19 protein-coding genes and 2 tRNA genes are annotated in these 23,765 nt (G+C 62.0%); 13 read left to right on the top strand and 8 right to left on the bottom strand.

The window, feature by feature from the left end; translation table 11 throughout:
- Positions 1-103: 103 nt before the first annotated feature.
- The gene (locus S7S_RS10415; RefSeq protein ID WP_008735192.1) at positions 104-427 is read left to right on the top strand and encodes a hypothetical protein; all 324 of its coding nucleotides are present in this window, start codon (positions 104-106) and stop codon (positions 425-427) included.
- 13 nt (positions 428-440) lie between these two features.
- Here S7S_RS10415 and S7S_RS10410 read toward each other — a convergent pair whose 3' ends face one another.
- Positions 441-1,187: a hypothetical protein gene (locus tag S7S_RS10410; RefSeq protein ID WP_008735193.1), complete on the bottom strand. Its 747-nt coding sequence runs from the start codon at positions 1,185-1,187 to the stop codon at positions 441-443.
- Positions 1,188-1,482: 295 nt separating this feature from the next.
- On the opposite strand from S7S_RS10410, the gene S7S_RS10405 reads away from it, so the two are divergent.
- The 3 genes from S7S_RS10405 to S7S_RS10395 all read left to right on the top strand — a co-directional run bounded on the left by S7S_RS10405 (position 1,483) and on the right by S7S_RS10395 (position 3,640).
- Positions 1,483-2,703, top strand: coding sequence for a DUF445 domain-containing protein (locus tag S7S_RS10405; RefSeq protein ID WP_008735194.1), 1,221 nt, complete (start codon positions 1,483-1,485; stop codon positions 2,701-2,703).
- Positions 2,703-2,999: a hypothetical protein gene (locus S7S_RS10400; protein ID WP_008735195.1), complete on the top strand. Its 297-nt coding sequence runs from the start codon at positions 2,703-2,705 to the stop codon at positions 2,997-2,999. The genes S7S_RS10405 and S7S_RS10400 overlap by 1 nt, the downstream gene beginning before the upstream one ends.
- 188 nt (positions 3,000-3,187) lie before the next feature.
- Positions 3,188-3,640, top strand: a complete 453-nt coding sequence (locus S7S_RS10395) for a phasin family protein (protein ID WP_008735202.1) — start codon at positions 3,188-3,190, stop codon at positions 3,638-3,640.
- Between the two features lie 878 nt (positions 3,641-4,518).
- On the opposite strand, the gene S7S_RS10390 is transcribed toward S7S_RS10395, so the two are convergent.
- The 7 genes from S7S_RS10390 to S7S_RS10360 all read right to left on the bottom strand — a co-directional run bounded on the left by S7S_RS10390 (position 4,519) and on the right by S7S_RS10360 (position 14,963).
- Positions 4,519-6,351, bottom strand: coding sequence for a long-chain-acyl-CoA synthetase (locus S7S_RS10390; RefSeq protein WP_008735204.1), 1,833 nt, complete (start codon positions 6,349-6,351; stop codon positions 4,519-4,521).
- 278 nt (positions 6,352-6,629) lie between these two features.
- Positions 6,630-8,621, bottom strand: a complete 1,992-nt coding sequence (locus tag S7S_RS10385) for an acetyl/propionyl/methylcrotonyl-CoA carboxylase subunit alpha (protein ID WP_008735206.1) — start codon at positions 8,619-8,621, stop codon at positions 6,630-6,632.
- Positions 8,622-8,635: 14 nt separating this feature from the next.
- Positions 8,636-9,439 (bottom strand): enoyl-CoA hydratase/isomerase family protein, encoded by an 804-nt coding sequence (locus S7S_RS10380; RefSeq protein WP_008735209.1) that lies wholly within the window; start codon positions 9,437-9,439, stop codon positions 8,636-8,638.
- A gap of 43 nt (positions 9,440-9,482) precedes the next feature.
- A complete protein-coding gene (locus S7S_RS10375) occupies positions 9,483-10,643 on the bottom strand; it encodes an acyl-CoA dehydrogenase family protein (protein ID WP_008735211.1) in 1,161 nt (386 codons plus the stop codon).
- 17 nt (positions 10,644-10,660) lie between these two features.
- A complete protein-coding gene (locus S7S_RS10370; RefSeq protein ID WP_008735213.1) occupies positions 10,661-12,277 on the bottom strand; it encodes an acyl-CoA carboxylase subunit beta in 1,617 nt (538 codons plus the stop codon).
- Positions 12,264-13,151 (bottom strand): SDR family oxidoreductase, encoded by an 888-nt coding sequence (locus S7S_RS10365; protein WP_008735215.1) that lies wholly within the window; start codon positions 13,149-13,151, stop codon positions 12,264-12,266. The genes S7S_RS10370 and S7S_RS10365 overlap by 14 nt, the downstream gene beginning before the upstream one ends.
- Positions 13,152-13,169: 18 nt before the next feature.
- Positions 13,170-14,963 (bottom strand): acyclic terpene utilization AtuA family protein, encoded by a 1,794-nt coding sequence (locus S7S_RS10360; protein WP_008735217.1) that lies wholly within the window; start codon positions 14,961-14,963, stop codon positions 13,170-13,172.
- Between the two features lie 188 nt (positions 14,964-15,151).
- Here S7S_RS10360 and S7S_RS10355 point away from each other — a divergent pair, with 188 nt between their 5' ends.
- The 9 genes from S7S_RS10355 to pepN all read left to right on the top strand — a co-directional run bounded on the left by S7S_RS10355 (position 15,152) and on the right by pepN (position 23,645).
- The gene (locus S7S_RS10355) at positions 15,152-15,820 is read left to right on the top strand and encodes a TetR/AcrR family transcriptional regulator (RefSeq protein ID WP_008735219.1); all 669 of its coding nucleotides are present in this window, start codon (positions 15,152-15,154) and stop codon (positions 15,818-15,820) included.
- Positions 15,810-16,013, top strand: a complete 204-nt coding sequence (locus S7S_RS10350; protein ID WP_008735221.1) for a hypothetical protein — start codon at positions 15,810-15,812, stop codon at positions 16,011-16,013. The genes S7S_RS10355 and S7S_RS10350 overlap by 11 nt, the downstream gene beginning before the upstream one ends.
- A gap of 181 nt (positions 16,014-16,194) precedes the next feature.
- Positions 16,195-16,270: transfer RNA gene (locus tag S7S_RS10345), tRNA-Val, on the top strand.
- A 52-nt stretch (positions 16,271-16,322) separates the two neighbouring features.
- Positions 16,323-16,399 (top strand) — tRNA-Asp (locus tag S7S_RS10340).
- 600 nt (positions 16,400-16,999) lie between these two features.
- Complete coding sequence (locus tag S7S_RS10335) at positions 17,000-18,382, top strand: hypothetical protein (protein ID WP_238582888.1); 1,383 nt, start codon at positions 17,000-17,002, stop codon at positions 18,380-18,382.
- A 180-nt stretch (positions 18,383-18,562) separates the two neighbouring features.
- Positions 18,563-19,633: a cyclic nucleotide-binding domain-containing protein gene (locus tag S7S_RS10330; protein WP_035204013.1), complete on the top strand. Its 1,071-nt coding sequence runs from the start codon at positions 18,563-18,565 to the stop codon at positions 19,631-19,633.
- Between the two features lie 198 nt (positions 19,634-19,831).
- A complete protein-coding gene (locus S7S_RS10325) occupies positions 19,832-20,707 on the top strand; it encodes an NAD(+) kinase (protein ID WP_035204015.1) in 876 nt (291 codons plus the stop codon).
- 30 nt (positions 20,708-20,737) lie between these two features.
- Entirely contained in the window at positions 20,738-21,028 is a 291-nt protein-coding gene (locus tag S7S_RS10320; protein WP_008735233.1) for a YeaC family protein, read from the top strand.
- On the top strand, positions 21,021-23,645 hold the full coding sequence (gene pepN, locus S7S_RS10315) for an aminopeptidase N (RefSeq protein ID WP_008735234.1): 2,625 nt from the start codon (positions 21,021-21,023) through the stop codon (positions 23,643-23,645). The genes S7S_RS10320 and pepN overlap by 8 nt, the downstream gene beginning before the upstream one ends.
- The last annotated feature ends 120 nt before the right edge of the window (positions 23,646-23,765 follow it).

Here is a 23,765-nt window from a genome sequence, read left to right as displayed (position 1 = left end):
ATCCGGCAGGTGTTTTTTGCACGGTCAGTGATGCTTGTCCTGTAGGGCCGGTGCCCTGTATCAATGATGGTGTGGCACGCGGTGAGCTCTGGGAGATGACGTAATGAACTGGCTGATGGTGGCGGTGACCGCAGTAATGTCGTCCATGTGTACGCTGCTGGCGGTGGCACTATGGATGAATCTGCACGTGCGGCCCAGGGTGGCGCAGGATCTGGAAACGCTGTTGCGTGAACAGGCAGAGCAGGCGGCGGACCTGATGGCGGCCAAGGTTGAAGAAGCGGTGCGGCGCGGGATCGTGGACGGCGTGACCTCGCTGCCGACCCGCGAAGTGCTGCAGGGCACCACGCGCAACATTGCCCGCACCAGTGTCGAGATTGTTGAAGATCGTCTCGGGCAACTGTTCGGCCGTCGCCGGCCGAAGGAGTGAGACAGGCGCCTGGTCAGTGTGACAGGAGCCTGGAAACCAGCAGGGTCAGCCCCAGGCTGCCCAGCAGCAGGGCCTGCGTGGTCGCGCTGATTGCGGTAGCGACCGGCAGCAGGCTGGTCAGTGTGGCGAGCGCCGCGAGCAGCAACAGCAGCCCTGTGACGATGCAGGTGGCGTCCAGGCGCCGGGCGCGTCGCATCTCATGCCGCAACTGGTGCAGTTCGCTGAGAATGTCTTCCTGCAGCAACCGCTGGCGCGCCAGCTCAATGGCCAGGCCGTCCATCTTTTCCGGCAGGCCCTGCAGGCGGCTCAGCCATTGCGGATCTTCGCGCCGCAGCAGGGTCAGCAGATCGTTGAGGCGAACGTGATCATCCAGCCAGTTGCGGACCACGCCCCACAGACTGAATTCGCTGATGGCGGCATTGAGCAGGGCGATACGGTCCTCGGGGCCCAGGATGCGGATACGGTCTTCTTCCGGCAGCGGTGCGTTGGGAGACAGGACCCATTGCAATACGGCACCGAGCGTGCCGCGGACACGCACATGCACATAGCCCTCGAAGTCCGGCAGCACTTCCACGCCGTCTTCGTAGACCAGCACGTAAAGCACCATGTGCGGGCGCTCGGTGCGAACTCTGATGGCGGTGCCGTGCAGGCGCTGCAACCGGTCCCGGGCACGCGGTTCGTGCTCGATCGCCTGGTTGATCAGGGTTTCCAGGGCGCCAAGCACCAGGAACCGGGTAACGGATGATGAATGTTGTTCCATGGTTATCTGCCGGGAGCCCCCCGAGGCTTCAGTGCATCAGGCTTCATTGTACACACAGCTTGTCGGATCAACCCACAGATGGCGCAAAATCCGGCGCCGATGCCTTAACTTGGGAGTCCATGCAGCTATACTACGTGCAGTCCCGGCCGGGTCATTGGCCGGAGTCACCGGCGCCAACGCCGCAAATGCTGCCGGGGGAAGCGGGCGATGAGAGTCGGCGCCGCCTGCACGGCAGACAGGATGCCCGCGCCGGTCTGTCCGGTTTGTGTCCTCGGGAAGGGGAGCCTGTTTAGGTATGCTGGAATCGATGTTTTCGCATCCCGACTTCTGGAAGTATGTCAGTATCCCTGTGCTTGCCGGTGTCATTGGTTGGGTCACCAACTGGATGGCCGTGCAAATGACCTTCTATCCGTTGCAGTTCATCGGTATCCGTCCGTTTTTCGGCTGGCAGGGGATTATCCCGTCCAAGGCCGAGAAGATGTCCGGCATCCTGGTCGACCAGACGCTCTCCAAGATCGGCAGTATCGATGAGTTCTTCCAGCAGATGGAGCCGGAAAAGATCGCCGCCCATCTGACCCGCAGTGTGCAGAGCCGCATCGAGGAATACACCGATGAGGTCATGACCGAGCGCAACGCAGTGCTGTGGGAAAACCTGCCGCTGCTGGTGCGTCGCCGGGTCTACAACCGGGCCCGCCGTGTGGTGCCCGAGGTGATGGACAACATCGTCGATGACATCAGCAAGAACGTCGAAGAGCTGGTCGATCTCAAGTACATGATCGGCTCACAGATGCGAGAAGACCGCGCATTGATGGTGAAGATGTTCCGTGAAGTCGGTGATCCGGAGTTCCGCTTCGTGATCAATTCCGGCTTCTATTTCGGCTTCCTGTTCGGTCTGCTGCAGATTCCATTCGTGCTGTACCTGCCGGGTAACTGGGTCATGCCGGTGTTCGGTTTCATCATTGGTATCGCCACCAACTGGGTGGCACTGAACGTGATTTTCCGGCCATTGAACCCAGTCAGGGTAGGGCCTTTCCGGGTGCAGGGCCTGTTCCTGAAGCGGCAGAAGGATGTGGCAGAGAGTTTCGCCCGCCTGACCACCACGGAAGTGGTGACGCTGCGCAACATCATGTATCAGGTGATCAATGGACCGCGTGCCGACCGGACCAAGGCGCTGATCAAACGGCACATGCGGCCGTTGCTGGAAGGCGGGGTGGTGCGCACGGCAGCCCAGCTGACAGTCGGGCCGGGAGGCTATGCCGACCTGAAAAAGGCGGTGGAAGAAAAGGCCGTCGACCTGGCGGTGCTGCCTTTCGAGGACCCGCAGTTCAACCGTGAACGCGGGGCCATCGTCGAGCGCATCATGCGTGAGCGCATGTGCGAGCTGTCCTCGGAAGAGTTCCAGGCCCTGTTGCGGCCTGCATTCCAGGAAGACGAGTGGATTCTGATTCTGGTCGGTGGTGTGCTTGGCATGGCTGCCGGCTTCATCCAGTTGTTCCTGGTTTTCGGGATGAGCTGATGGATACGCAGACGCTGTTCTGGTGGATGCTCGGGGCGGCGCTGCTGTCCTCTGCGATTACCCTGACGGTGGTGTTCCTGGTCGTGCATTTCTATTCTGCCCCCCGGCTGGAGCAGAAGGTGGATGACCGGCTGCAGCAGGGAGCTGCCGACCTGGAAGAGAGGCTGCGCCGGCGGGTGCTGAATCTGGTGACCGGCGGCAAGGCGGTAAAGGACCTTGCCCGGGGAATCGGCCTGTTTGGCGCCCGCCAGAATGGCCGGGATCTCCCTGATGATGATGACCTGCCCCCACGTTGATACCGTTTATGACATTGGCGGGTGTCAGTGTCGTATTGTAGGACAACATTCCGCGTGATTTCTCTTGCCCGCTCCTATACTGTGCTCACTTTGATATTGCGCTGATCCACTGTTGTTGTACTTGTTTGATTTTGTTTTCTGTTTTCCGCACTGCGTTGGCTTGTGGAATTGCATCCTGGAGATAAGTGATGTCAGACCGCAAGCAAGATGATCTGCAGAAAGAGGACAAGAGCAAATCCATCCGCTTGGGTGGGGGCTCCCTTGATCTGCGAAAGTACACGCACCAGATATGGCTGGCCGGTCTGGGCGCCTTCGCCAAGGCGGAGGAAGAAGGTGGCCGATTTTTTGATGCCCTGGTCGATACCGGGCGTGACCTTGAATCCAAGACCCGTGATAAATCCGAATCGCGGGTCGAGGAGATCAAGGAGCGCGTCCGCAACCGTACCGGGGAGACCATGGAAAAGATGGAAAAGGCGTTCGACGAGCGATTGAACAAGGCCTTGTCGCGTCTCGGAATTCCCAACAAGCGCGAAGTGGAAGCGCTGCAGCAGCGAGTTCAGGAACTCACCGCTGCGCTGGATGAAATGTCCAACTCCACGCCTGCGGAGCCTGGCAAGGGCAAAACCAAGGGCAAAGGGTAACGATGTTGTAGCGCACACCGCTATCCCCTTAGTGGTGTATTTTCCGGGCCTCACCCTCTGAGGCCCTTTTTTTTTGGAACAACGACGCGCTGCAAAAAAAAAACCGCTCCCAAAGAGCGGTTTTTATTTGCTTGTAGCGCACAAGCTGTCCCGGAGGCTGGGCCTCTCTTGTGGGTTGCCATGCTATGGCAATGGTGCATTTTCCGGGCCCCATGTGTTCGCCCGACGGGCGATGCCATTTTGGCACTGAGGTCTTATGCGAAAGTGATACTACCGTGTTTATTCACGCCTGCAAACCAGTCGACAAAGTGCGTATTTTCGTTTCCTTCCAGACGGTTTGTGGTGTGGCCAGGGAATGGGTTCATTTTGCGATCAAAAAAACGTCAAGGGGGGAGGGGGCCTGTTTAATCATGGTTCCACGGCTTTAGGCATCGCTTTTCAACAAAGTTGTCCACAGAATCTGTGGAAAAGAATTGCAGCGAAGCCCCCTTTTTGTGCACTTGTGCACAGCGGTCTGTTTCGAGGCAGGTGAACGAAGGTTAGGGCGCCAACCTGATCTACTGCCTGCATATGTGCATATAACTCTATGAAAAATATGAGTTGACCATTGGCGGGGTTGACAGTGTCACTTTTCGTGACAGTGACAGGTAGCAGTTACGAAATCCTTTTGCAGTAACTATGCACAAAGTTATCCACAGGATATGTGGCAGAGGTGTTACGCTCTGACAGGTTTTATCCAGTAGTTGTCGGGATTGTGTACGTGAGTCCCTGTCATGCAGGGGCGTGATACTGCAATGGGGGCATTCTGAAGGCATCTGTGACGGGGGCAAAACGCAAAAGCCCTCCGCAGGGGAGGGCTCTTGTGTGCCTGGGCGGGATCAGAAGCGGTACTGGCCGCCGTCGATGCCTTGCTGGATCTCGGTGGTCAGGCGCTGGTAACAGCGCTCACCTGGCAGCAGGACATAGACAGGATCTTCATGCTTGCCCAGATCGTACTTCTCTTCTTTCAGCTTGTTCTTCTGGTGCTTGAAGGTGCCGGTGGTGTCCACCGGATGGTTGGCGATGCGCAGGAAGACCGGGATCGCGTACGGTGGCAGCTCGCGCTGCAGGTAGTCGCACAGGGCCTGGAAGTCGAACTGCTCGTGCCCGGTATCCAGGCGTATCTCGGCCATGCCGGCACGGCCATTGGTGTTCGGGATTTCCACCCCGTACACGACGGTTTCGACCACACCTTCGGCGCCGTCAAGAATCTGTTCCACTTCCGTGGTGGAGACGTTCTCGCCTTTCCAGCGGAAGGTGTCGCCGAGACGATCAACGAACTGGGCGTGCTTGAAGCCGATGTCACGCATCATGTCGCCGGTGTCGAAATAGGCATCGCCCTTGACGAACACGTTGCGCAGGATCGATTTCTCTGTCTTTTCCTTGTCGGTGTAGCCGTCAAACGGCGTCTTGTCGGTGATTTCGCCGATCAGCAGGCCGGCTTCACCTTTGCCGACCTTGATCAGGAAGCCATCGTTGCCGCGAATGGGCTCTTCGCGTTCCTTGTCGTACTTCACGATGGCATAGCTGACCGGGGAGAAACCCACCGTGTTGTCGAAGTTGAACACGTTGGTGAAGGCGACGTTGCCTTCAGAGGAGGCGTACAGTTCGACGACACGCTCGATACCGAAGCGGTCCTTGAACTGTTTCCAGATGCTTGGCCGCAGGCCGTTGCCGACGATCACATGGACACGGTTGTCACGGTCATTCGGTTTGCCCGGCTGCTCGTTCAGGTAGCGGCACAGCTCGCCTACGTAGGCGAACGCGGTGCAGTCGTATTTGCGCACGTCTTCCCAGAAGCGGCTGGCCGAGAATTTGCGCGCCAGCACCAGGCCAGCGCCTGCGGCGATGGCCGAGGCCCAGCTGATCACCATGCCGGTAGCATGATAGAACGGCAGGGTGGAGTACATGCGGTCATGCTTGTTCAGGCGCACTGCGGCGAAGCCGAATGCACCGTAGGCTTTCTGCCAGCGGCCGTGGTTGAACACAACCGCTTTCGGCAGGCCGGTGGTGCCTGAGGTATAGATGTAGAACAACGGATCTTTCAGGAAGATATGGCTGGCCTGTTCCGGGTTTTCCGAAGAGCAGTCGCGGATCGCCTCGGCGATGTTGCGGTAGCCTTCCGGTACGCTGCCGGCATCTTCCAGGGTGTCCTGGTCGGCCCAGCAGTAGAAGCGGTCAGCGGCCAGTTCAAGCTGGTCGCGCACTTCATCAATAGCGTCGGTGAGTTCGGCACCGATCAGGGCTGCTTTCGGCTGTACCAGGTTGAAGCTGTGAACCAGCACCTTGCCGCGCTGGGAAGTATTGATCAGCGCCGAGCAGACACCGATCTTGGCAGCGCCGACGACCGTGGCCAGAAGCTCCGGGCGGTTCTCGATATCCACCGCGATGGAGTCGCCTTTTTTCAGGCCGATGGAGGACAGATAGTCTGCAATCCGGTTGGCCCAGGCATTGAACTGGCGGTAGGTCAGTTGGGTGTCCTGGTAGATCACGGCAACGCCGTTGGGGTTCATCTCGGTGGCCCGCTGGATGGCCAGGCCCAGGCCGATAGGTTTGTCCGGGTCGGAAAACTTGCCCATCTTGGACCCTTTGACGAGGCCGGGCAGGTTTGCAAACACCATGGGCAAGCGGGCAAGCAGCTTGGGCAACGTAATGACGTCGGCGTTGCTCATAGGATCTCCGTTATTCTAGGTACTGAAATCGTGCACGCCCGGAGAGGTGACTTCCATTTCTCCGGGCACCAGAAAAGAGACAAAACCGGGCAGTCACTGACTTGCCCGTGCCACGGCGCCGGAGTGCCGTGGCAGGCTCCACCGGTCTGCCGGTGGATGCCCTGGCCACCATTGCCAACGATTGCCGGCAAGGGTGGGAGAAGAATCCCGCCAGGAATTCTCCAGTGCCTGATTGTGTGGGCTGCTAACCTTAACTGCACGGCTCAGCCGGAGCAAGTTCAGGCCTGTGTTTCGGCTTCTTCTGTCGCTATCGAAAGCAGTATCTGTTTACTTTTTACCTGATCGCCAGCGCTGACACTGACCGTCGCGACAGTGCCGTCGGTATCGGCCTTGAGGCTGTGTTCGATTTTCATGGCCTCGAGCAACACCAGCACCTGGCCTTTGCGCACAAGGTCACCTTCCGCGCAGCGCACTTCCAGCACGGCGCCGTCCATGGGCGCACGGATCTTGCCGCTGCCGGCGCCGCCGGCGGATTCCGGCAATGCATGCGTGCGATCGGTGAAACACCAGAGCTGACCGTGACTGGCCAGCCACATTGTTTCACCGTCGTGATGTGCGACAAGCGGATAGCGCACACCGTCCACATCGATACGCCCGTCCCTGGCCGGGTAGATGATCTGATGGGTGTGCTCGCCGACCTGGACGGCCAGCTGGTGGCCATGGCGTGCGCCCAGCAGTACGTCCTGCTTTTGTTCGCCTTGCTGCAACAGCAGGCGCTGCTGCGCCGGACCGGCACTGCGCCAGCCGGGTGCGGTATGCGTGCCGCTATAGGCGTGACTGATCAGTGTTGCTGCGACTGCCCAGTCGCGACTTGTCGGATGGGCGGTTTGCAGGCTGTTGTCCGCCGCGAACTCGTCACCGATAAAGGCGGTGGTGGCGTCGCCAGCGGCAAAAGCCGGGTGGCGCAATATGGCGGCCAGAAAGCGGCGGTTGTCCTGTACACCAAGCAGGCAGGTGTCCTCCACCGCGCGGATCAGGCGGCGACGCGCGTCCTCGCGGGTGGGGCCCCAGGCGATGATCTTGGCCAGCATGGGGTCGTAGTGGCTGCCGACACGGTAGCCTTCGCGCAGGCCATGGTCGATCCGTACACCCTCGCCAGTGGCCGGTGCCCAGCGCAATACCGGACCGGTTTGCGGCAGAAAGCCGGCGGCCGGGTCTTCGGCGTACAGGCGCACCTCCATGGCATGGCCATCGAGCGTGACCTGCTCCTGTGTCAGCGGCAGGGTTTCACCGCGCGCGACGCGAAGCTGCCAGGCGACCAGATCCTGCCCGGTGATCAGTTCGGTGACCGGATGCTCTACCTGCAGGCGGGTATTCATTTCCAGGAAAAAGAAATCGCCGTTGTCGGCGAGCAGGAACTCCACCGTGCCGGCACCGACGTACCGGCAGGCTTTTGCTGCCTGTACGGCGGCCGCCCCCATGCGTTCGCGCAGGGCGGCATCGACGGCGGGCGAGGGTGCCTCCTCGACCACTTTCTGGTGGCGGCGCTGCACGGAACAGTCACGTTCGCCGAGGTGAATGACATTGCCGTGATGATCACCGAAGACCTGAATTTCAACATGGCGTGGACGCATCACCGCGCGCTCGAGAATCAGCTCGTCGCTGCCGAAGGCGTTGCGCGCCTCCGAGCGTGCACTGCGCAGTTGCTCGGGAAGGTCGGCCGCATCGGTGACCACGCGCATGCCGCGGCCGCCGCCGCCGGCGGAGGCTTTGACCATCAACGGCAGGCCGATGCGTTCCGCTTCGCGCAGCAGTGTGGCGTCATCCTGCTCAGCGCCTTCGTAACCCGGAATGCAGGGCACGCCAGCGTCCTGCATGGCGATTTTTGACAGGCGTTTGGAGCCCATCAGGTGAATGGCGTCCACCGGCGGGCCGATAAAGACAATGTCCGCCGCCGCGCAGGTGCGGGCGAAGTCGGCATTTTCGGACAGGAATCCGTAACCGGGATGCACGGCGTTGGCGCCGGTCTTGCGCGCGGCGTCGAGAATCGCGTCGATGTTCAGATACGACTGGCTGACGGTGGCGGGGCCGATACAAACCGCTTCGTCAGCCAGCTGTACATGCAGGGCGTCGCGGTCCGCGTCGGAAAAAACCGCCACGGTACGGTAACCCATGGCGCGCGCGGTACGGATCACGCGGCAGGCAATCTCGCCGCGATTGGCGATCAGGATCTTTTCAAAAGCAACGGTGACGGAAGTGCTGTCGGCCATGTGTGTGCCCACTGTTATTCAGCCCATTGGGGGAGTCGTTTCTGTACAAACGCCATGGTGCCTTCGGCACCTTCGGCGCTGGCCACGGCGCTGGCGAAGTCGTGTGCGGCCTGGTCCAGTACGTCACTCAGTGGTTGGCTCAGGGTGTTGAGCACCAGCTGTTTGGTGACGCGGTTGGCATGCGGTGCGCAGCGGCGGATCTGCTTGAGCGTGTCCGCCAGGCGGGTGTCGATGTCGGTGGCGGGTACGGCTTCATGGGCGATGCCGAGACGGGCGGCTTCGACGCCGTTGAAGCGCGCGCCGGTCAGCGCCAGCCGGCGCGCCTGGGTGAGCCCGATGCGCTGCACCACGAACGGCGCAATCTGCGCGGGAATCACGCCGAGGCCGGTTTCCGGCAGGCCGAACTGCGCATCGTCGGCGGCGATGGCTACATCCGATACACAGGCCAGGCCGAAGCCGCCACCGAGCACGGCACCTTCCAGCACAGCGACGATGACCTGTGGCTGCACGTTGGCGCGGGTAATCATCTCGCCGAAGCGGCGGTTCAATGCATAAAAGGCATCGGCATCGCCGCCGGCCGCGCGAGCGCGGGCGCCGGCCATGTCCTTGATGTCACCGCCGGCACAGAAATGCCCGCCGGTGCCGCGCAATACTATGGCGCGTACCGTGTCATCGTCCGCGACGGCATCGAACACTGCCATCAGTTCGTTGACCATGCCCAGGCTCATTGCGTTGCGGCTTTCCGGACGATTCAGCGTCACATGCAACACTGGCCCGTCCTGCTCCAGCAACAATGTTTCGGTCTCTGGCAATGCCATTTTTCTCTCCTCGTGTCCCGGAGCTTGCCGCTCGCCGCTGCCCTTATTTCTTTTTCTTGCCCGGCAGGATATCCATGGTCTTGCAGATAATGCCGAGCATGATTTCGTCGGCACCGCCGCCGATGGAACCCAGGCGGCAGTCACGGTAGCCACGGGCCACCATGGAATCCCACATGAAGCCCTGGCCGCCCCAGTATTGCAGGCAGCTATCGTAGACTTCGCGCGCCAGCCGGCCGGCCTTGAGTTTGGCAATGGAGGCTTTTTGCAGCACGTCCTTGCCGTTGACGTATTCTTCGCTGGCCTGGTAGATCAGTGCGCGCAGCAGTTCGACTTCGGATTTCAGCTCGGCCAGACGGAAGTGCACCACCTGGTTGTCGATCAGGGGCATGTCGAACACCTGGCGGGTGCGGCAGTAGTCGATCGTTTCGGCAATCGCCACGTCCATGCCGCGCAGGCTGTTGGCGGCAGCGAACAGGCGCTCTTCCTGGAACTGCATCATCTGCATCATGAAGCCCATGCCTTCCTGGCCAATGCAGTAGCGTTGCGGTACGCGCACGTCGTCAAAAAATACCTGTGCGGTATCCGAGGAGCGCATGCCCAGCTTGTTCAGCGGTTCGGAGACTGAAATGCCCGGCGTTTTCTTCGGTACGACGATCAGCGATTTGTTCATGTGTTTCGGACCGTCGCCGGTATTCGCCAGCAAACAGAAGAAATCGTTCTGGGTCGAGTTGGTGATCCACATCTTGGTGCCGTTGATGACGTAGTCATCGCCGTCCTTGCGGGCGGTGGTCTTGATGTTGGCCACGTCGGAGCCGGCGTGGGGTTCGCTCACGGCAATGGAGGCCACCATGTCGCCGGCGATGGCCGGGGCCAGGAACTCGCGGCGCAGTTCGTCTGAGCCGAAGCGTGCCAGCGCCGGGGTGGCCATGTCGGTCTGCACGCCGATGGCCATCGGCACACCGCCGCAGCGGATGCCACCGAATTCTTCCGAGGCCACGATGGAATAGGTGTAATCCAGGCCCATGCCGCCGTATTCCACCGGCTTGCTGATGCCGAGCAGGCCCAGGTTGCCGAGTTTCTTGAACAGCTCATGGGCAGGGAAGGGCGGGCTGTTTTCCCACTCGTCCACATACGGATTGATTTCTTTCTCGACGAAGTTGCGGACCGTACGGCGCAGTTCTTCATGTTCTTGTGTAAACAGCATGACGATTCTCCTGAGAGTCAGAGGCGGGCGACGCCGAAGGTATTGGTATTGAGCGGGCGGCGTTGCGCCTCGCGGCAGATATCGAGCACGAATGCCACGACCTTGCGCGTATCGCGCGGGTCGATGATGCCGTCGTCCCACATGTGGGCGGTGCCGTACAGTGCAGTGGACTGGCTGTCGAGCTTTTGCGCGGTGCTCTGCTGCAGCAGCTCAAGTACTTTTTCATCCGGCTCCATGCCCATGGCGCGCTGTTTCTGCTCGGCCACGATGCGCAGCACCATGCCGGCCTGCTGGCCGCCCATCACCGCCACCTTGCTGTTCGGCCAGGCAAAGATGAAGCGCGGGTCCAGGCCCCGGCCGCACATGGCGTAGTTGCCGGCGCCGTAGGAGCCGCCGATGACAATGCTGATCTTCGGTACGCGGGCATTGGCCACCGCCTGGATCATCTTGGAGCCATGCTTGATGATGCCGCCCTGTTCCGGCTCGGTGCCGACCAGGAAGCCGGTGGTGTTATGCAGGAACAGCAGCGGGCGATTGGTCTGGTCGCACAACTGGATGAACTGCGCAGCCTTGGCGGCGCCCTGGTGGGTGATGGGGCCGTTGTTGCCGATCACGCCCACCGGATAGCCTTCCATGTGAATCCAGCCACACACGGTGGCGCCGTCCCAGTCGTTCTTGAAGTCCAGGAAGTCGGAGTTGTCGGCGATGCGGGCAATGATCTCGCGTACATCGTAGGGCTTGCGCGGGTCCGCTGGCACCACGCCGGGCAGTTCTTCTGCATCGTACCGCGGGGGCAGGAAGTCCTTTTTCGGCGCCGGCGTGATCTGGTCCTGCCAGCCCAGGCTGGCCATGATTTCCCGGGCAATACGAATGCCGTCGGCGTCGTTTTCCGCCACATATTCCGCCGTGCCCGCGACCGTGGCGTGCATCTCTGCACCACCCAGCTCTTCATCGGTGGCGACCTCGCCGGTGGCGGCTTTCAGCAGCGGCGGGCCGGCCAGAAACATCTTCGCCTGGCCGCGCACCATGATGCAGTAATCGGACAGACCGGGCTGGTAGGCCCCCCCTGCGGTGGCATTGCCGTGCACCACGGTGATTTGTGGAATGCCCATGGCGGAAAGCCGTGCCTGGTTGGCGAAAGTACGTGCGCCCTCGACAAAAATCTCAGCGGCATAGTTCAGGTTGGCGCCGCCGGATTCTGACAGGGAAATGATCGGCAGTTTGTTCTCACGCGCGATCTCCTGCAGCCGCAGGCTTTTGCGCAGGCCGGCCGGGGTGATGGTGCCGCCCTTGATGGCCGAGTTGCTGGCCGCCAGCAGCACACGTGCACCGGATACATAGCCGATGCCGGCGATGCTGGCGCCGCCGGCCTCGGTGCCGTCGCGGTCGTCATGCATCATGTAGCCGGCCAGCGGTTGCAGGGCCAGGAAGGGGGAGCCGGGGTCCAGCAGGCGGGCCACGCGCTCATGGGGCAGCAGCTTGCCTCTTTTCTCGAATTTCTCCCGCTGGCTTTCGGATTTCTCCACTACTTTGTTTTCAATGGCACGGCATTCCGCGACGGCCTCCAGCACGGCCGCATGGTTCTGGCGGAATTCCTCGCTCTGGGTATCGAGCTGGGACTCAATGACTGGCATCGTCGCTGTCCTCGTTGAACAGGGCCGGCTTCACCGCGCGGTGGAAGCCGTCGAAGGGTTTGCTGTGCTGGTGATCCGGCAGCGGGAAGATGGCGATATTGCCCTGGGAGGCCGCGCCGTCGATACGCAGGGTGTCGCCGCTGATAAAGGCCGCTGCATCGGACAACAGAAAACAGATCGCGGCGGATACCTCGGCTTCCTCGCCCATGCGTTTCAGCGGGACGGCGGCGCGCAGGGTGCGGATGGTGGATTTGAAGCTTTCCGGGTAGGTGTCCATGCCGCTGGAGGCAATCCAGCCTGGCGCTACCGCGTTGACGCGTACGCCGGTGCAGCCCCACTCAAACGCAGCGGTCTTGGTGAAGTTGTCCATGCCGGCCCGTGCCGCGCCGGAGTGCCCCATGCCGGGCATGCCGCCCCACATGTCGGCAATGATATTGACGATGCTGCCGCCATTCCGGTTCATGCCCTGCATGAACACTTCGCGCGCCATCAGAAAGCCGCCCGTCAGGTTGGTGCGTACCACGGTTTCCCAGCCCTTCTGGCTGATCAGCGCGAGCGGGGAGGGGAACTGCCCGCCGGCATTATTGACCAGGCCGTGTACCACTTCGACCGCCTTGTAGACGTCCGCGACGGTATTTTTTACGGCTTCTTCTTCGCGGATATCACAGGTGAACCAGATGGCCTGGCCCCCGTCTTCGGTTATTTCTGCCGCGACGTTTTTCAGTTTGTCTTCCTTGCGGCCAATCAGCACGACGCGTGCACCGAGGCTGGCGAGTTCGTGCGCGGTGCAACGGCCGATGCCACTGCCGCCGCCGGTCACGATGATGTTGCGTCCGGCAAACAGGTCAGGACGAAATACGGAGCGATAACCCATCGGTAACTGGCCTCTTCTTTATTTGTTCAGAGTGTTGTACAGGGTGTCGGATACCGGCACCGGAAAATCCAGCAGCTGCTGGGCGAAGGCTTTGCCCTGTGGATCAATGCGCACGGAAGCGATGCCGCCACCGCCGAGGGCATTCTTCAGCAGGAAATTGAATGCGTTGAAGCCGGGCATGAACCAGCGCTGCACGCTGCCATGTTCCGGGTCCAGCGTGTGGCGCATATAGTCGGCCACAGCGTTTTCAGTCAATGCGGCGCTGAGATAAGGCAGGTAGGCCGGGTCGCGGGCGATCACGCCAATATTGGCGTGGTTGCCCTTGTCGCCGCTGCGGGCCCAGGCGAGACGGATCAGTGGCACTGTGTGGGTACCGGCATCCTGCGCCGGTGCAGGCGGGTGGTCCACCGGCAGGCGAGTGCTGTCGAACGGTTCGCCGGACGGGATCGGCACCTCTGTTTTTTCACCCCCCATATCCACCTGACAGGTGAGAGCCTGCTTGCTCACCAGCGTGGAGAACAGGCGGATACGCGGCATCGGCTTGGGCCGGCCGCCAACGATGCCGGTCAGACCGGGCGCCATGCCGGTCGCTGCCTGGGCAATTTCGCGGCCAAAAATGCCAAGTGCCTTTTTGTCGTTGTGGACGGCACCGATTTTGACCACCACTTCGCGAGTGTCGCCGCGCCGCGCCTGGGCGCCATAGGTGGCTTCGGTGCCGAGCAGTTCCACCGAGACTTCGCGGAAGTCCTCCATCTTTAATTGCTGGAAAATGCCGCGTACTTTCTTCAGGATGGCATCCGCCACAGCCTGGCCTTTGCGGGCCGCGTCGATACCACCGATCAAAAAACTGGCGGTGATGCGCTGGCCGTCTGGCCAGGTGGCGGAGACCTTGTACTGGTCGGTGGGTGGCAGGCCGCGAGCGCCGGTGACGCGGACACGGTTGTCGCCGACCTGCTCCAGTTGTACGCCGGTGAAATCACAGACGACATCCGGCAACAGATAGGCGCGCGGGTCACCGATTTCATAGACGATCTGTTCGCCGACCGTGGCGGTCGTCACCAGCCCGCCGGTGTGCTCGGGCTTGCTGATAACGAAACTGCCGTCGGGTTCGCACTCGGCAACCGGGAAGCCCATGTTGAAGTAATCGGGCACCTGTTCCCAGTCGGTGAAATTGCCACCGGTGCACTGCGCGCCGCATTCGATCACGTGGCCGGCCAGCGAGCCTTGTGCCAGTTTGTCGTAGTCGGTTTCCGACCAGTTGAATTCGTGCATCAGCGGGCCGAGCGCCAGCGCCGAGTCGGCAATGCGGCCGGTCAGCACGATGTCGGCACCGGCATCCAGCGCGGCCTTGATTGGCAGCGCGCCGAGGTAGGCATTCATGGTCACGGTAAAGGGCGGTAGCGGGGCGCCGGTTTCCATTTCACGGGCGTCCTGGAACTCACCGCGCCGGCTGTTGAGGTCGTCGCCTTCCACCAGCGCGATCTTCATGTCCACGCCTGCGGCGGCAAATGCCTCTTCCAGTGCCTTGCGGCATGCCTGCGGATTGACGCCGCCGGCATTGCTGATCACACGGATGCCCTGTTGCTTGATCTCTTTTGCCAGCGGGGCCATTACCTGGGTGACGAAATCGTGGGCGTAGCCCATGCCCGGGTCTTTCATGCGTGCGCCGGCCATGATGGACAGGGTGACTTCGGCGAGATAATCGAACACGAGGTAATCAAGGCGGGCCTGGCGCACCAGCTGGAAGGCGGCGGTATTGGTGTCGCCCCAGAACCCGGCGGCGCAGCCGATACGAATGGGTGCGGATGTCATAGCCTGCTCCTGTCGGCGGATCTGCGGAGCCTCGGCTTGTGCCGGCTCCTGATGCTTCGGTAAGCTACCAAGCAAGCGCTTGGTCTGTAAAGAGGTCGCCAGGGCGTCACACTGACCGGAAACACCGTGCTGAGCGAAACGGTCAGGTGCGCCAGACGATACTTGCAGCCAGCCAGGTGGCGCCGATAATGGCGCCTGCATTCGACGGCTTTACCAGGGTGGCGGGCATGACCCAGGCACAACGCATCAACGGGATGGACGATTCGCCACGCGGCAAGCTGCTCTCCGCGGCTGCACGTCTGTTTCGCGATAAGGGGTTTGACCGTACCACGGTGCGTGACATTGCCCGTGAGGTGGGCATTCAGAGTGGCAGCATCTTCCACCATTTCCCGACCAAGGAAGACATTCTGTTTGCCGTGATGGCAGAGGTGATCCGCTTCAATACAGAGCGCTTGCAGCGGGCGGTCGATGGGGTTGAGGCGCCGGTGGATCGCCTGCTGGCGCTGGTTCGGGGCGAGTTGCAGTCCATCATCGGTGATACCCGGGAAGCCATGAGCGTGCTGGTCTACGAGTGGCGCTGCCTGTCGCCGGCGAAGCAGGCCCAGGCGCTCGCGCTGCGTGACATTTACGAAGGGCTGTGGCTGGATGTGCTCAGGGACCTGCGTGCAGCGGGTTATTTCCACGACGACGAGTTCCTGATGCGGCGCCTGATCACCGGGATGGCGAGCTGGACCAATACCTGGTTTGACCAGCAGGGCAGCTTGCAACTGGAAGACCTGGCCCGGCTGATTGCACGCCGGGTAGTCGGTGAGGAAGCGGTGGCACTGGCCGGACAGGGAGCGCGCGGTGATCGGTAACGTATTCCCCTGGGGCAAGACCGGCTACACCATCCTGGAGGAGGGGGAGCTGGACCCGACCTCCCACAGCCTGCGCATACGGCACTATCTGGTGGCTGACAGACAGGGGGAGACGCTGCCGCAGCGGTTCCCCAGCCTGGACGTGGCCCGTGCCTATATAGAGGAACTGGAAGCCAGCGCAGCGCGCACCTGAAGGGCCTGATACAGGCCTTGATAGCGTGTCGTGGAAGCACAAAAAACAGGCAATTTGTTCATGTTTTGCGCGGACTTAGCGGCGTTGATGATTTAACAGGCAGTCCTCGCGGATTTTTTTTATTTTGGTCATAAAAAGCGTTGACAGCCCGGCCGAATTCCCTAGAATGGCGGCCTCTTTCGGGTGGTTAGCTCAGCTGGGAGAGCATCTGCCTTACAAGCAGAGGGTCGGCGGTTCGATCCCGTCACCACCCACCAGTTTTAACTGGCAGCCTGTTTCCCAACAGTCCGTCAGGAAAGGTTCAAGAGTGGAGCGGTAGTTCAGTTGGTTAGAATACCGGCCTGTCACGCCGGGGGTCGCGGGTTCGAGTCCCGTCCGCTCCGCCACTCTTGAAACTTTCATCCTCATCTTCCCGTGTTACCCCTGATACTTCCCGTTACACCCTTCCGCTTTACCTGTGCGGCGGAACTTCTGTATTCATTCTCCTGTCACAAAACGCAGTGCATGATGCAGGCGTACCGGTACCTGTGCCGGTCTGAACCCGAAACAACCTACAACAAGGAGAACACCAATGGACGAACTGATCGACGAGCGCCTCGAAGAGCGCCTGTGGCTGGAAAGCCTGGACGACCAGGACGACGACGGTGAAGACGACGGCTTCGAGCTGTAGTCTGCCCGTCTGCGTCCCGCAAGCCTCAGCTTCCTTCCGCATCACCCCGATTTCCCTTTCCGCAATACCGACTGTTCCCAACCGCTTTTCCGGCCAGGCCTGGTGCCTCCCGGGGCGGGTGAGGGCAGAGTGCCGTTACTCTCTGGTCTAACTTTTCTTTATCTGCAATCCAAGTCACACTCTTCAAAAAGTGGCCGACTATAATCGGCAGCCAGTGACAGGTCGTGTTGTGCCACCTGCCGTATGCGGTGGTGCAGGGTGCAGTGGGGAACGCAGTCGCCTCGCCTGGCCAATAATAAAGGACTCCATGATGAGCATGTCGTCAGTGACCTCCGAGGCCGTGTTGTTCTTTGATGAACGCGGCATCACCAAGAGTATGCTCTATTCCGATTTCGAGGCGATTCTCGACGGCATGGTCGGGGTGCCCGAATTCACCGATACGGAAGTGCGGGGTGCCTACGCGCTGGTGGACGCCCGCCTGCAGGTGATGGGCATCGTGCTGTTCCTGATCGATTTCGATGAAGACGGCATGGCCGATACCTCCTGGAACATTCCGCTGCGCCATCTGGTTGAGCACGCAGGCCCCGGGCCTGATATGGGCGCCGGGCCAATCCGCCTTGCCTGCCGCAGCCAGTGCCCGGTGGCCTGGCACCAGGAACAGCTCTGGGACCCGGGCATGAAGCCGGGTGCCAACGATTTCGTCTTTATCCGCGACACATTGCGCGAACGCGGCCGCAAGATGGGGCTGTTCGTGGACGAGTCTGCGCCGCCACCGGTGGTTGCGCCGGTACCCGCCGCCCCTGTGCCTGTCGTCGGTGAGCGCATTCCCACCGTCTCGGAAACCGCTGCTGCGGCATCCTCTGCACGTCATTCCGAGCAGGAGCGCATGCGCCTGGCGCGCGCCATCAAGGAACTGCGCCTGCGGGTGCAGACGATGGAAAGCAAGCACCGTGACGAAGTGGCGCAATTGCGTTATGCACACCAGCAGAAGGAAGAAATCCTCAGTACCCAGCTTGAAAAGGTGCTGATGCAGTTCAAGACGCTGAAATCACAGAACGCGGCGTTGAAAGAGCAGAATGTCTCGCTCAAGGAGCAGGTGGATTCACTGCACAGCAGCCTGGAAGACCAGGCTCGCCAGCATGCTTCCCAGGGCGGCGAAATCGAAATCCTCACCGAGCAGTACCGGCGCGCGCTGGCGCAACGCCTGGAAGAGGAGCGCGCCCGCCTGACCGAGCAGATGCACAGCAAGGAACTGGAAGTGCTGGACCGCGAGGAAAAGATCGCGACGCTGGAAGATGCACTGCAGGAAGCCCGGCGCGAGCAGATCAAGATGGCCAACAGTGGTGCGCAGAAACTGCTGGAGAAACTGCAGGCGCTGGGCCTGAACTTTATCGCTTTCCATCCGGGGGCGGGGCACGTCTCCATCAGTGCCCAGGAAATTTCCGATTACATGCAGAATCCCATCGCGTTCGCCGCGCGCAAGTGCCTGGTCACCGAAGAGCACTACCGCGCCTGGCTGCGTCACTACGAAAACCCGGTCTGCCAGGTGTCCACCGGCGAAGGTGCATCCTGCGGCAAGCGGGTCATCCGGGTCGATGTGCCGAACCAGTTCAAGCCCGGTGTCTCTGACCGCAACTCGAACCGGTGCCCGCACTGCCGTTCGGACGCCGCCATCGATAATGTGCTGAAGTTCAAATAATCGGACCAGGCCGGTGGCCAGGGCTGCCGGTTGGTACGTTTTCTGCTTTATACCTGTTCATAACGAGTTTGCTGGCCGGTAAATGCGGGGCGGGCGATGGCGCGCCTTGGGGAAAAGATGTGATGTATGGCCCGCCCCGCACCGGCCGAAGTAACGGACTGCAAGAAGGAGAACAACCGCATGTCCCAGGGCCAGTCGATAGATAAGCGCCTTTTACAGACGTTTGTGCCCGTGAATGCGCTCAGCAGCGAACACCTGGACCGCTTGCTCGATCTGCAGGAAGTGCGCAGTTATGCGCCGGGGGAACTGATTTTCGAGGCAGGGGAGCGTGACACTACCACCATTTACCTGCTCAGCGGCGAAGTGGCGCTGACCGGAAGTGACGGAGAATGTCAGTTGGTGGGTGCAGGAGGTGTCGAATCCTGGCACCCCCTGGACCATTTTCAACCCCGCCGCAGCCAGGCGCGGGCGGTGGGGGACGTGTCGGTAGTGTGTTTCGACAGCAGCCGGCTGGATGCCTTGCTGGCCTGGGACCAGTCCGTCAACTACGTCATGCTGGACATCAATGCCAACCCCGCCTACGAGAGTGATCGGGAATGGATGCTGCGGTTGCTGCGATCAAAGCTGTTCTATCGTGTGCCGCCGGGCAATATTTTCGAGATCTTCCGGCGCCTCAAGCAGCGCAAGCACAAGGCCGGGGATGTGATCATCCGCCAGGGGGATGACGCCGATTGCTGCTTCATCATCAAGGAAGGCATGTGCGAGGTGTCGGTCCAGGTGGCCGGTGCCTTTGAAAGCACGCCGGTGGCAATCCTGGAGACCGGCCAGTGGTTCGGCGAAGAGGCACTGTTGTCCGGGGCGCCGCGAAATGCCACCGTCAGCATGGCTACCGACGGTGTGCTGATGCGGCTGGACCGCCCGGATTTCGACCAGTTGCTGCGTGAGCCTTTGGTGGACCAGATCGACGTCAACGACGCGGTGCAGCGCGTCGCGTCCGGGGCCCGCTGGCTGGACGTGCGCACGCCGGACGAATATGAGCAGCAGCACCTGCCGGGGGCGCTGAACATGCCATTGAGTGTATTGCGCCTGAAAAGCCGGTTGCTGGACCCGTCGCGGCCCTATATTGCCTACTGTGATACCGGCCGCCGCAGTGTGTCGGCAGTGTTTCTGCTGCGCAATGCCGGCATTGAAGTGCAGGTCGTGGAGGGCGGCCTCCACGGCAACCCGGCATTGCTTGCCCACGCATCCTGAGCTTCATCCTGCCCGGGGCCGTCCTCGGCCCCCGGAGCATTGCTCCCCGAGGCATCGGCTCCCGGAGCATCGGCTCCCGGTACATTCACCCCTGTTCACTGGTATCATCTGGCGGCGAACGCCCGTTGCCCGGCCTGTGGCCGGCGTGGTGTCGTGTCTGCGCAAACCACATACAGAGGTACCCGGGTGGCACGCGAGATGTTTCGTAATATTGGTCTGGTGGCGCGTGCCGGCAGCGAGCAGGCCCTGTACTCCCTGCGGCAACTGGTGCATTTCCTGCAGCAGCGTGGTTGCCACATCATTGTCGAGAAGGCGCTGCTCAATGAGCTGGGCGATATGGGGCTGCAGGGCGGCACCCGCAAGCAGCTCGGCCAGTCCTGTGATCTGGTGATCGTGGTCGGCGGCGACGGGTCGCTGCTGGGTGCGGCGCGCACCTTTGCCGGATTCGACGTGCCACTGCTGGGCATCAACCGTGGCCGGCTCGGTTTTCTGACCGATATCCTGCCCTCCGAACTGGAAACCCGTGTCGGGCAGGTGCTCGACGGTGAATTCACCACCGAGTACCGCTTCCTGATGGATATGGAGGTACGGCGCGGTGGCGCGGCGATCGGGCATGGCAGCGCCCTCAATGACGTGGTGCTGCTGTCTGGTGACAGCGTGCACATGATCGAATTCGAGCTGTTCATCGACGGGCTGTTTGTCTACAAACAACGCTCCGATGGCCTGATCATTTCCACGCCGACCGGCTCCACCGCCTACGCGCTTTCCGGCGGCGGGCCGATCATGCACCCGCGTCTGGATGCCATTGTGCTGGTGCCGATGAATCCCCATACCCTGACCAGCCGTCCTCTGGTGGTGGATGGCAACAGCGATATCCGCATACGTGTCACCACCCACAAGCTGCATCCCCTGGTGAGTTGTGACGGCCAGGATGGCGTGCGTGTGCAGCTGGACGACGAAATACGCATCAGCAAGAAACCCCAGCGGCTGAAACTGCTGCACCCGCCGGGCCATGATTTCTACGAGGCCTGCCGTTCGAAACTGGGCTGGAGCAACCGCCTGGGTGACGGCTGACCGACGCATTCTGTCTGCGAGATGCCATTGATGACGCAAGAACATTCCCCGCAAAGTTTCGCTGCCATGATCGACGGCATGAGTATGGAGGTCTGGCACAACATGCGCCGGGCCGTGGAAACCGGCCGCTGGCCCGATGGCCGCCGGCTGACCCCGGAGCAGCGTGAACTGAGCCTTCAGGCGGTGCTGGCCTGGGAAATCCGCAACAATGTCCCCGAGCATGAGCGCACCGGCCATGTGCCGCAGCCGGATTGCGACAGCCATGACCACCCGGAACAGCCGGTCAGCCTGCGCCCGGCGAAAGGAGACGACCATGCGTGATGGACAACCGGGCACCCCGATCCGGCTGGTGGATTATCAGGTGCCGGCTTATCTGGTGGGCCAGGTGCACCTGGACGTGGACCTGTTTGATGAGCACACCCGGGTCAATGCCACGCTGGCGCTGCGCCGGCACCCGGATGCGCCGGCCGGTGCCGACTGCGTGCTCGACGGTGTCGGCCTGACGCTGGAAGCCCTGTCGGTGGACGGTGAGCCGCTGGCGGAAGAGGCCTGGCGCTATGACGGCGAGCAGCTGGTGCTGCGGGGCATGCCGGATACCTTCACGCTGGCCACGCAGGTCATCATCGAGCCGCAGCGCAACACAGCGCTGGAAGGGCTCTACGTGTCGCGTGGCATGTTCTGTACCCAGTGCGAAGCGGAAGGGTTTCGACGCATCACGTTCTTCCCGGATCGCCCGGACGTGCTGAGCCGCTTCAGTACCACCGTGCGTGCCGACAAGGTGCGTTTCCCGGTGCTGCTGTCGAATGGCAACCCGGTGGCGCGGGGCGAGGAGGGCGCCCGCCACTGGGTGACCTGGGAAGACCCGTTCCCGAAACCCTGTTACCTGTTTGCCCTGGTGGCCGGCGACCTGGCCTGCCTGGAAGAGCGTTACCGGACCGGCTCCGGCCGCGAGATTACCCTGCAGATCTATGCCGAAGAGCGCGATCTGGACAAGCTCGACCATGCCATGGCGTCGCTGAAGGCGGCGATGGCCTGGGATGAGCAGACCTACGGGCTGGAATACGACCTCGGCATCTACATGATCGTCGCCGTCAGCCACTTCAACATGGGCGCCATGGAAAACAAGGGCCTGAACATCTTCAACACCGCGTGCGTGCTGGCGCACCCGAAGACCACCACCGATGCCGGCTTCCAGCGCGTCGAGGCGGTGGTGGCACACGAATACTTCCACAACTGGTCCGGCAACCGGGTGACCTGCCGCGACTGGTTCCAGCTCAGCCTGAAAGAAGGCTTCACGGTGTTCCGCGACCAGAGTTTCTCTGCCGACATGAACTCCATCGCCGTGAAACGGGTGGAAGACGTGGACATGCTGCGCACGGTGCAGTTTCCTGAGGACCAGGGACCGATGGCGCACCCGGTGCGCCCGGCGGAATATCAGAAGATCGACAACTTCTACACCGTCACCATCTACGAGAAGGGCGCAGAACTGGTGCGCATGCAGCATGGCCTGCTGGGGCCGGAGCGCTTCCGTGCCGGGACCGACCTGTATTTCAGCCGCTTCGATGGCCAGGCGGTGACCACCGATGACTTTGTCGATTGCATGGCTGAAGCCGGCGGTATCGACCTGACGCAGTTCCGCCGCTGGTACAGCCAGGCCGGTACGCCCCGGCTGGAAGCCAGCGATACGTTTGCCGATGGCGAGTACCGGCTGACGCTGCGCCAGTCCACGCCACCGACGCCGGGCCAGCCGGACAAGCTGCCGCTGATGATTCCGGTCAAGCTGGCGCTGCTGGGCGCGGACGGCGCCGCCTTGCCGCTGGACGCCGACGGCAACACGGAAACCGTGCTGGTGCTGACCGAGGCCGAACAGACCTTCGCGTTCGCCGTGCCGGGCACGCAGGCGCCAGTGCCCTCCCTGCTGCGTGGATTCTCCGCGCCGGTGGAACTGCGCTACGACTTCTCGCCGGCACAGCTGCACTTCCTGCTGGCCCACGACAGCGACGGGTACTGCCGCTGGGATGCCGCGCAGCGGCTGTATCACGCTGCTGTGACGCGGCTGCTGGCCGATCCGTCCGCCGCAGAGGCGGAAGCGGCGGCGCTGCGGCCGGCGCTGGAGCAGGTGCTGGCGCGTGCCATGGATGACCCGGCCGAAGCGGCGCTGTTATTGACGCTGCCAGGCGAGGTTGCCATCGGTGACCGCCTGGATGTGCTGGAACCGGACCGGATACACGCTGCACGCGGTGCCTTGCAGGCTGAGCTGGGTCGGCAACTGGCAAGGCAGTGGTGGCAGGCAGGCCAGGCCTGCCTGACCCCCGGGCCATACCGGCCGAGCGCCGCCGATATTGGCAAGCGCAGCCTGCGACACCGGGCGCTGGCCTATCTGGCCGCTGCCGCCGATGAGCGGGTCGCCTCGCACCTGGAGGCGTTGTGCCGCGATGCGGACAACATGACCGATCAACTTGGCGCACTGCGGCTGCTGGTGCATTACCGCCTGCCGGGCGCCGCACAGGCGCTGGCTGACTTTGCTGCCCGGTGGCACGACGAGGCACTGGTGATGGACCAGTGGTTCGCGGTACAGGCCACTGTGCCCGGCGAACAGACCCTGGCACAGGTGCGTGCGCTGCTCGCGCACGCGGACTTTGACTGGCGTGTGCCGAACCGGGTGCGCGGGTTGCTGGGCAGTTTCGCCAACGGCAACCCGACGGCGTTCCATGCTGCCTCCGGCGAAGGTTACCGCCTGTATGCCGAGGCGCTGGCGCGCCTGGATGAGGTCAACCCGCAGATCGCCGCCCGCATGGCGGGGGCCTGCGCACGCCTGCCGCGCCTGCCGGATGCACGTCGCGAGGCCCTGGCCGCTGCGCTGCGGGATGTGCTGTCCCGTTCACGCTCGGCCAATCTGCGCGAGATGCTTGAGCGCATCCTCGCCAGCGCTGGCTGAAACGCTGCCTGCCCCGCATGGTCGCTGCCATGCGGGGCAGGGCGGTGCCGGCCATTCTCCTTGTTCCCCGGTGATGAACTCACCTGCCTGATCGGGGATCTCTTTTGCCCCCAGGCCGAC

Origin of the sequence: Isoalcanivorax pacificus W11-5 (assembly GCF_000299335.2) — a bacterium.
GTDB classification, from domain to species: domain Bacteria; phylum Pseudomonadota; class Gammaproteobacteria; order Pseudomonadales; family Alcanivoracaceae; genus Isoalcanivorax; species Isoalcanivorax pacificus.
The sequence above is the reverse complement of the archived record's forward strand: the minus strand, read 5'-3'. Positions and strand labels throughout refer to the sequence as shown.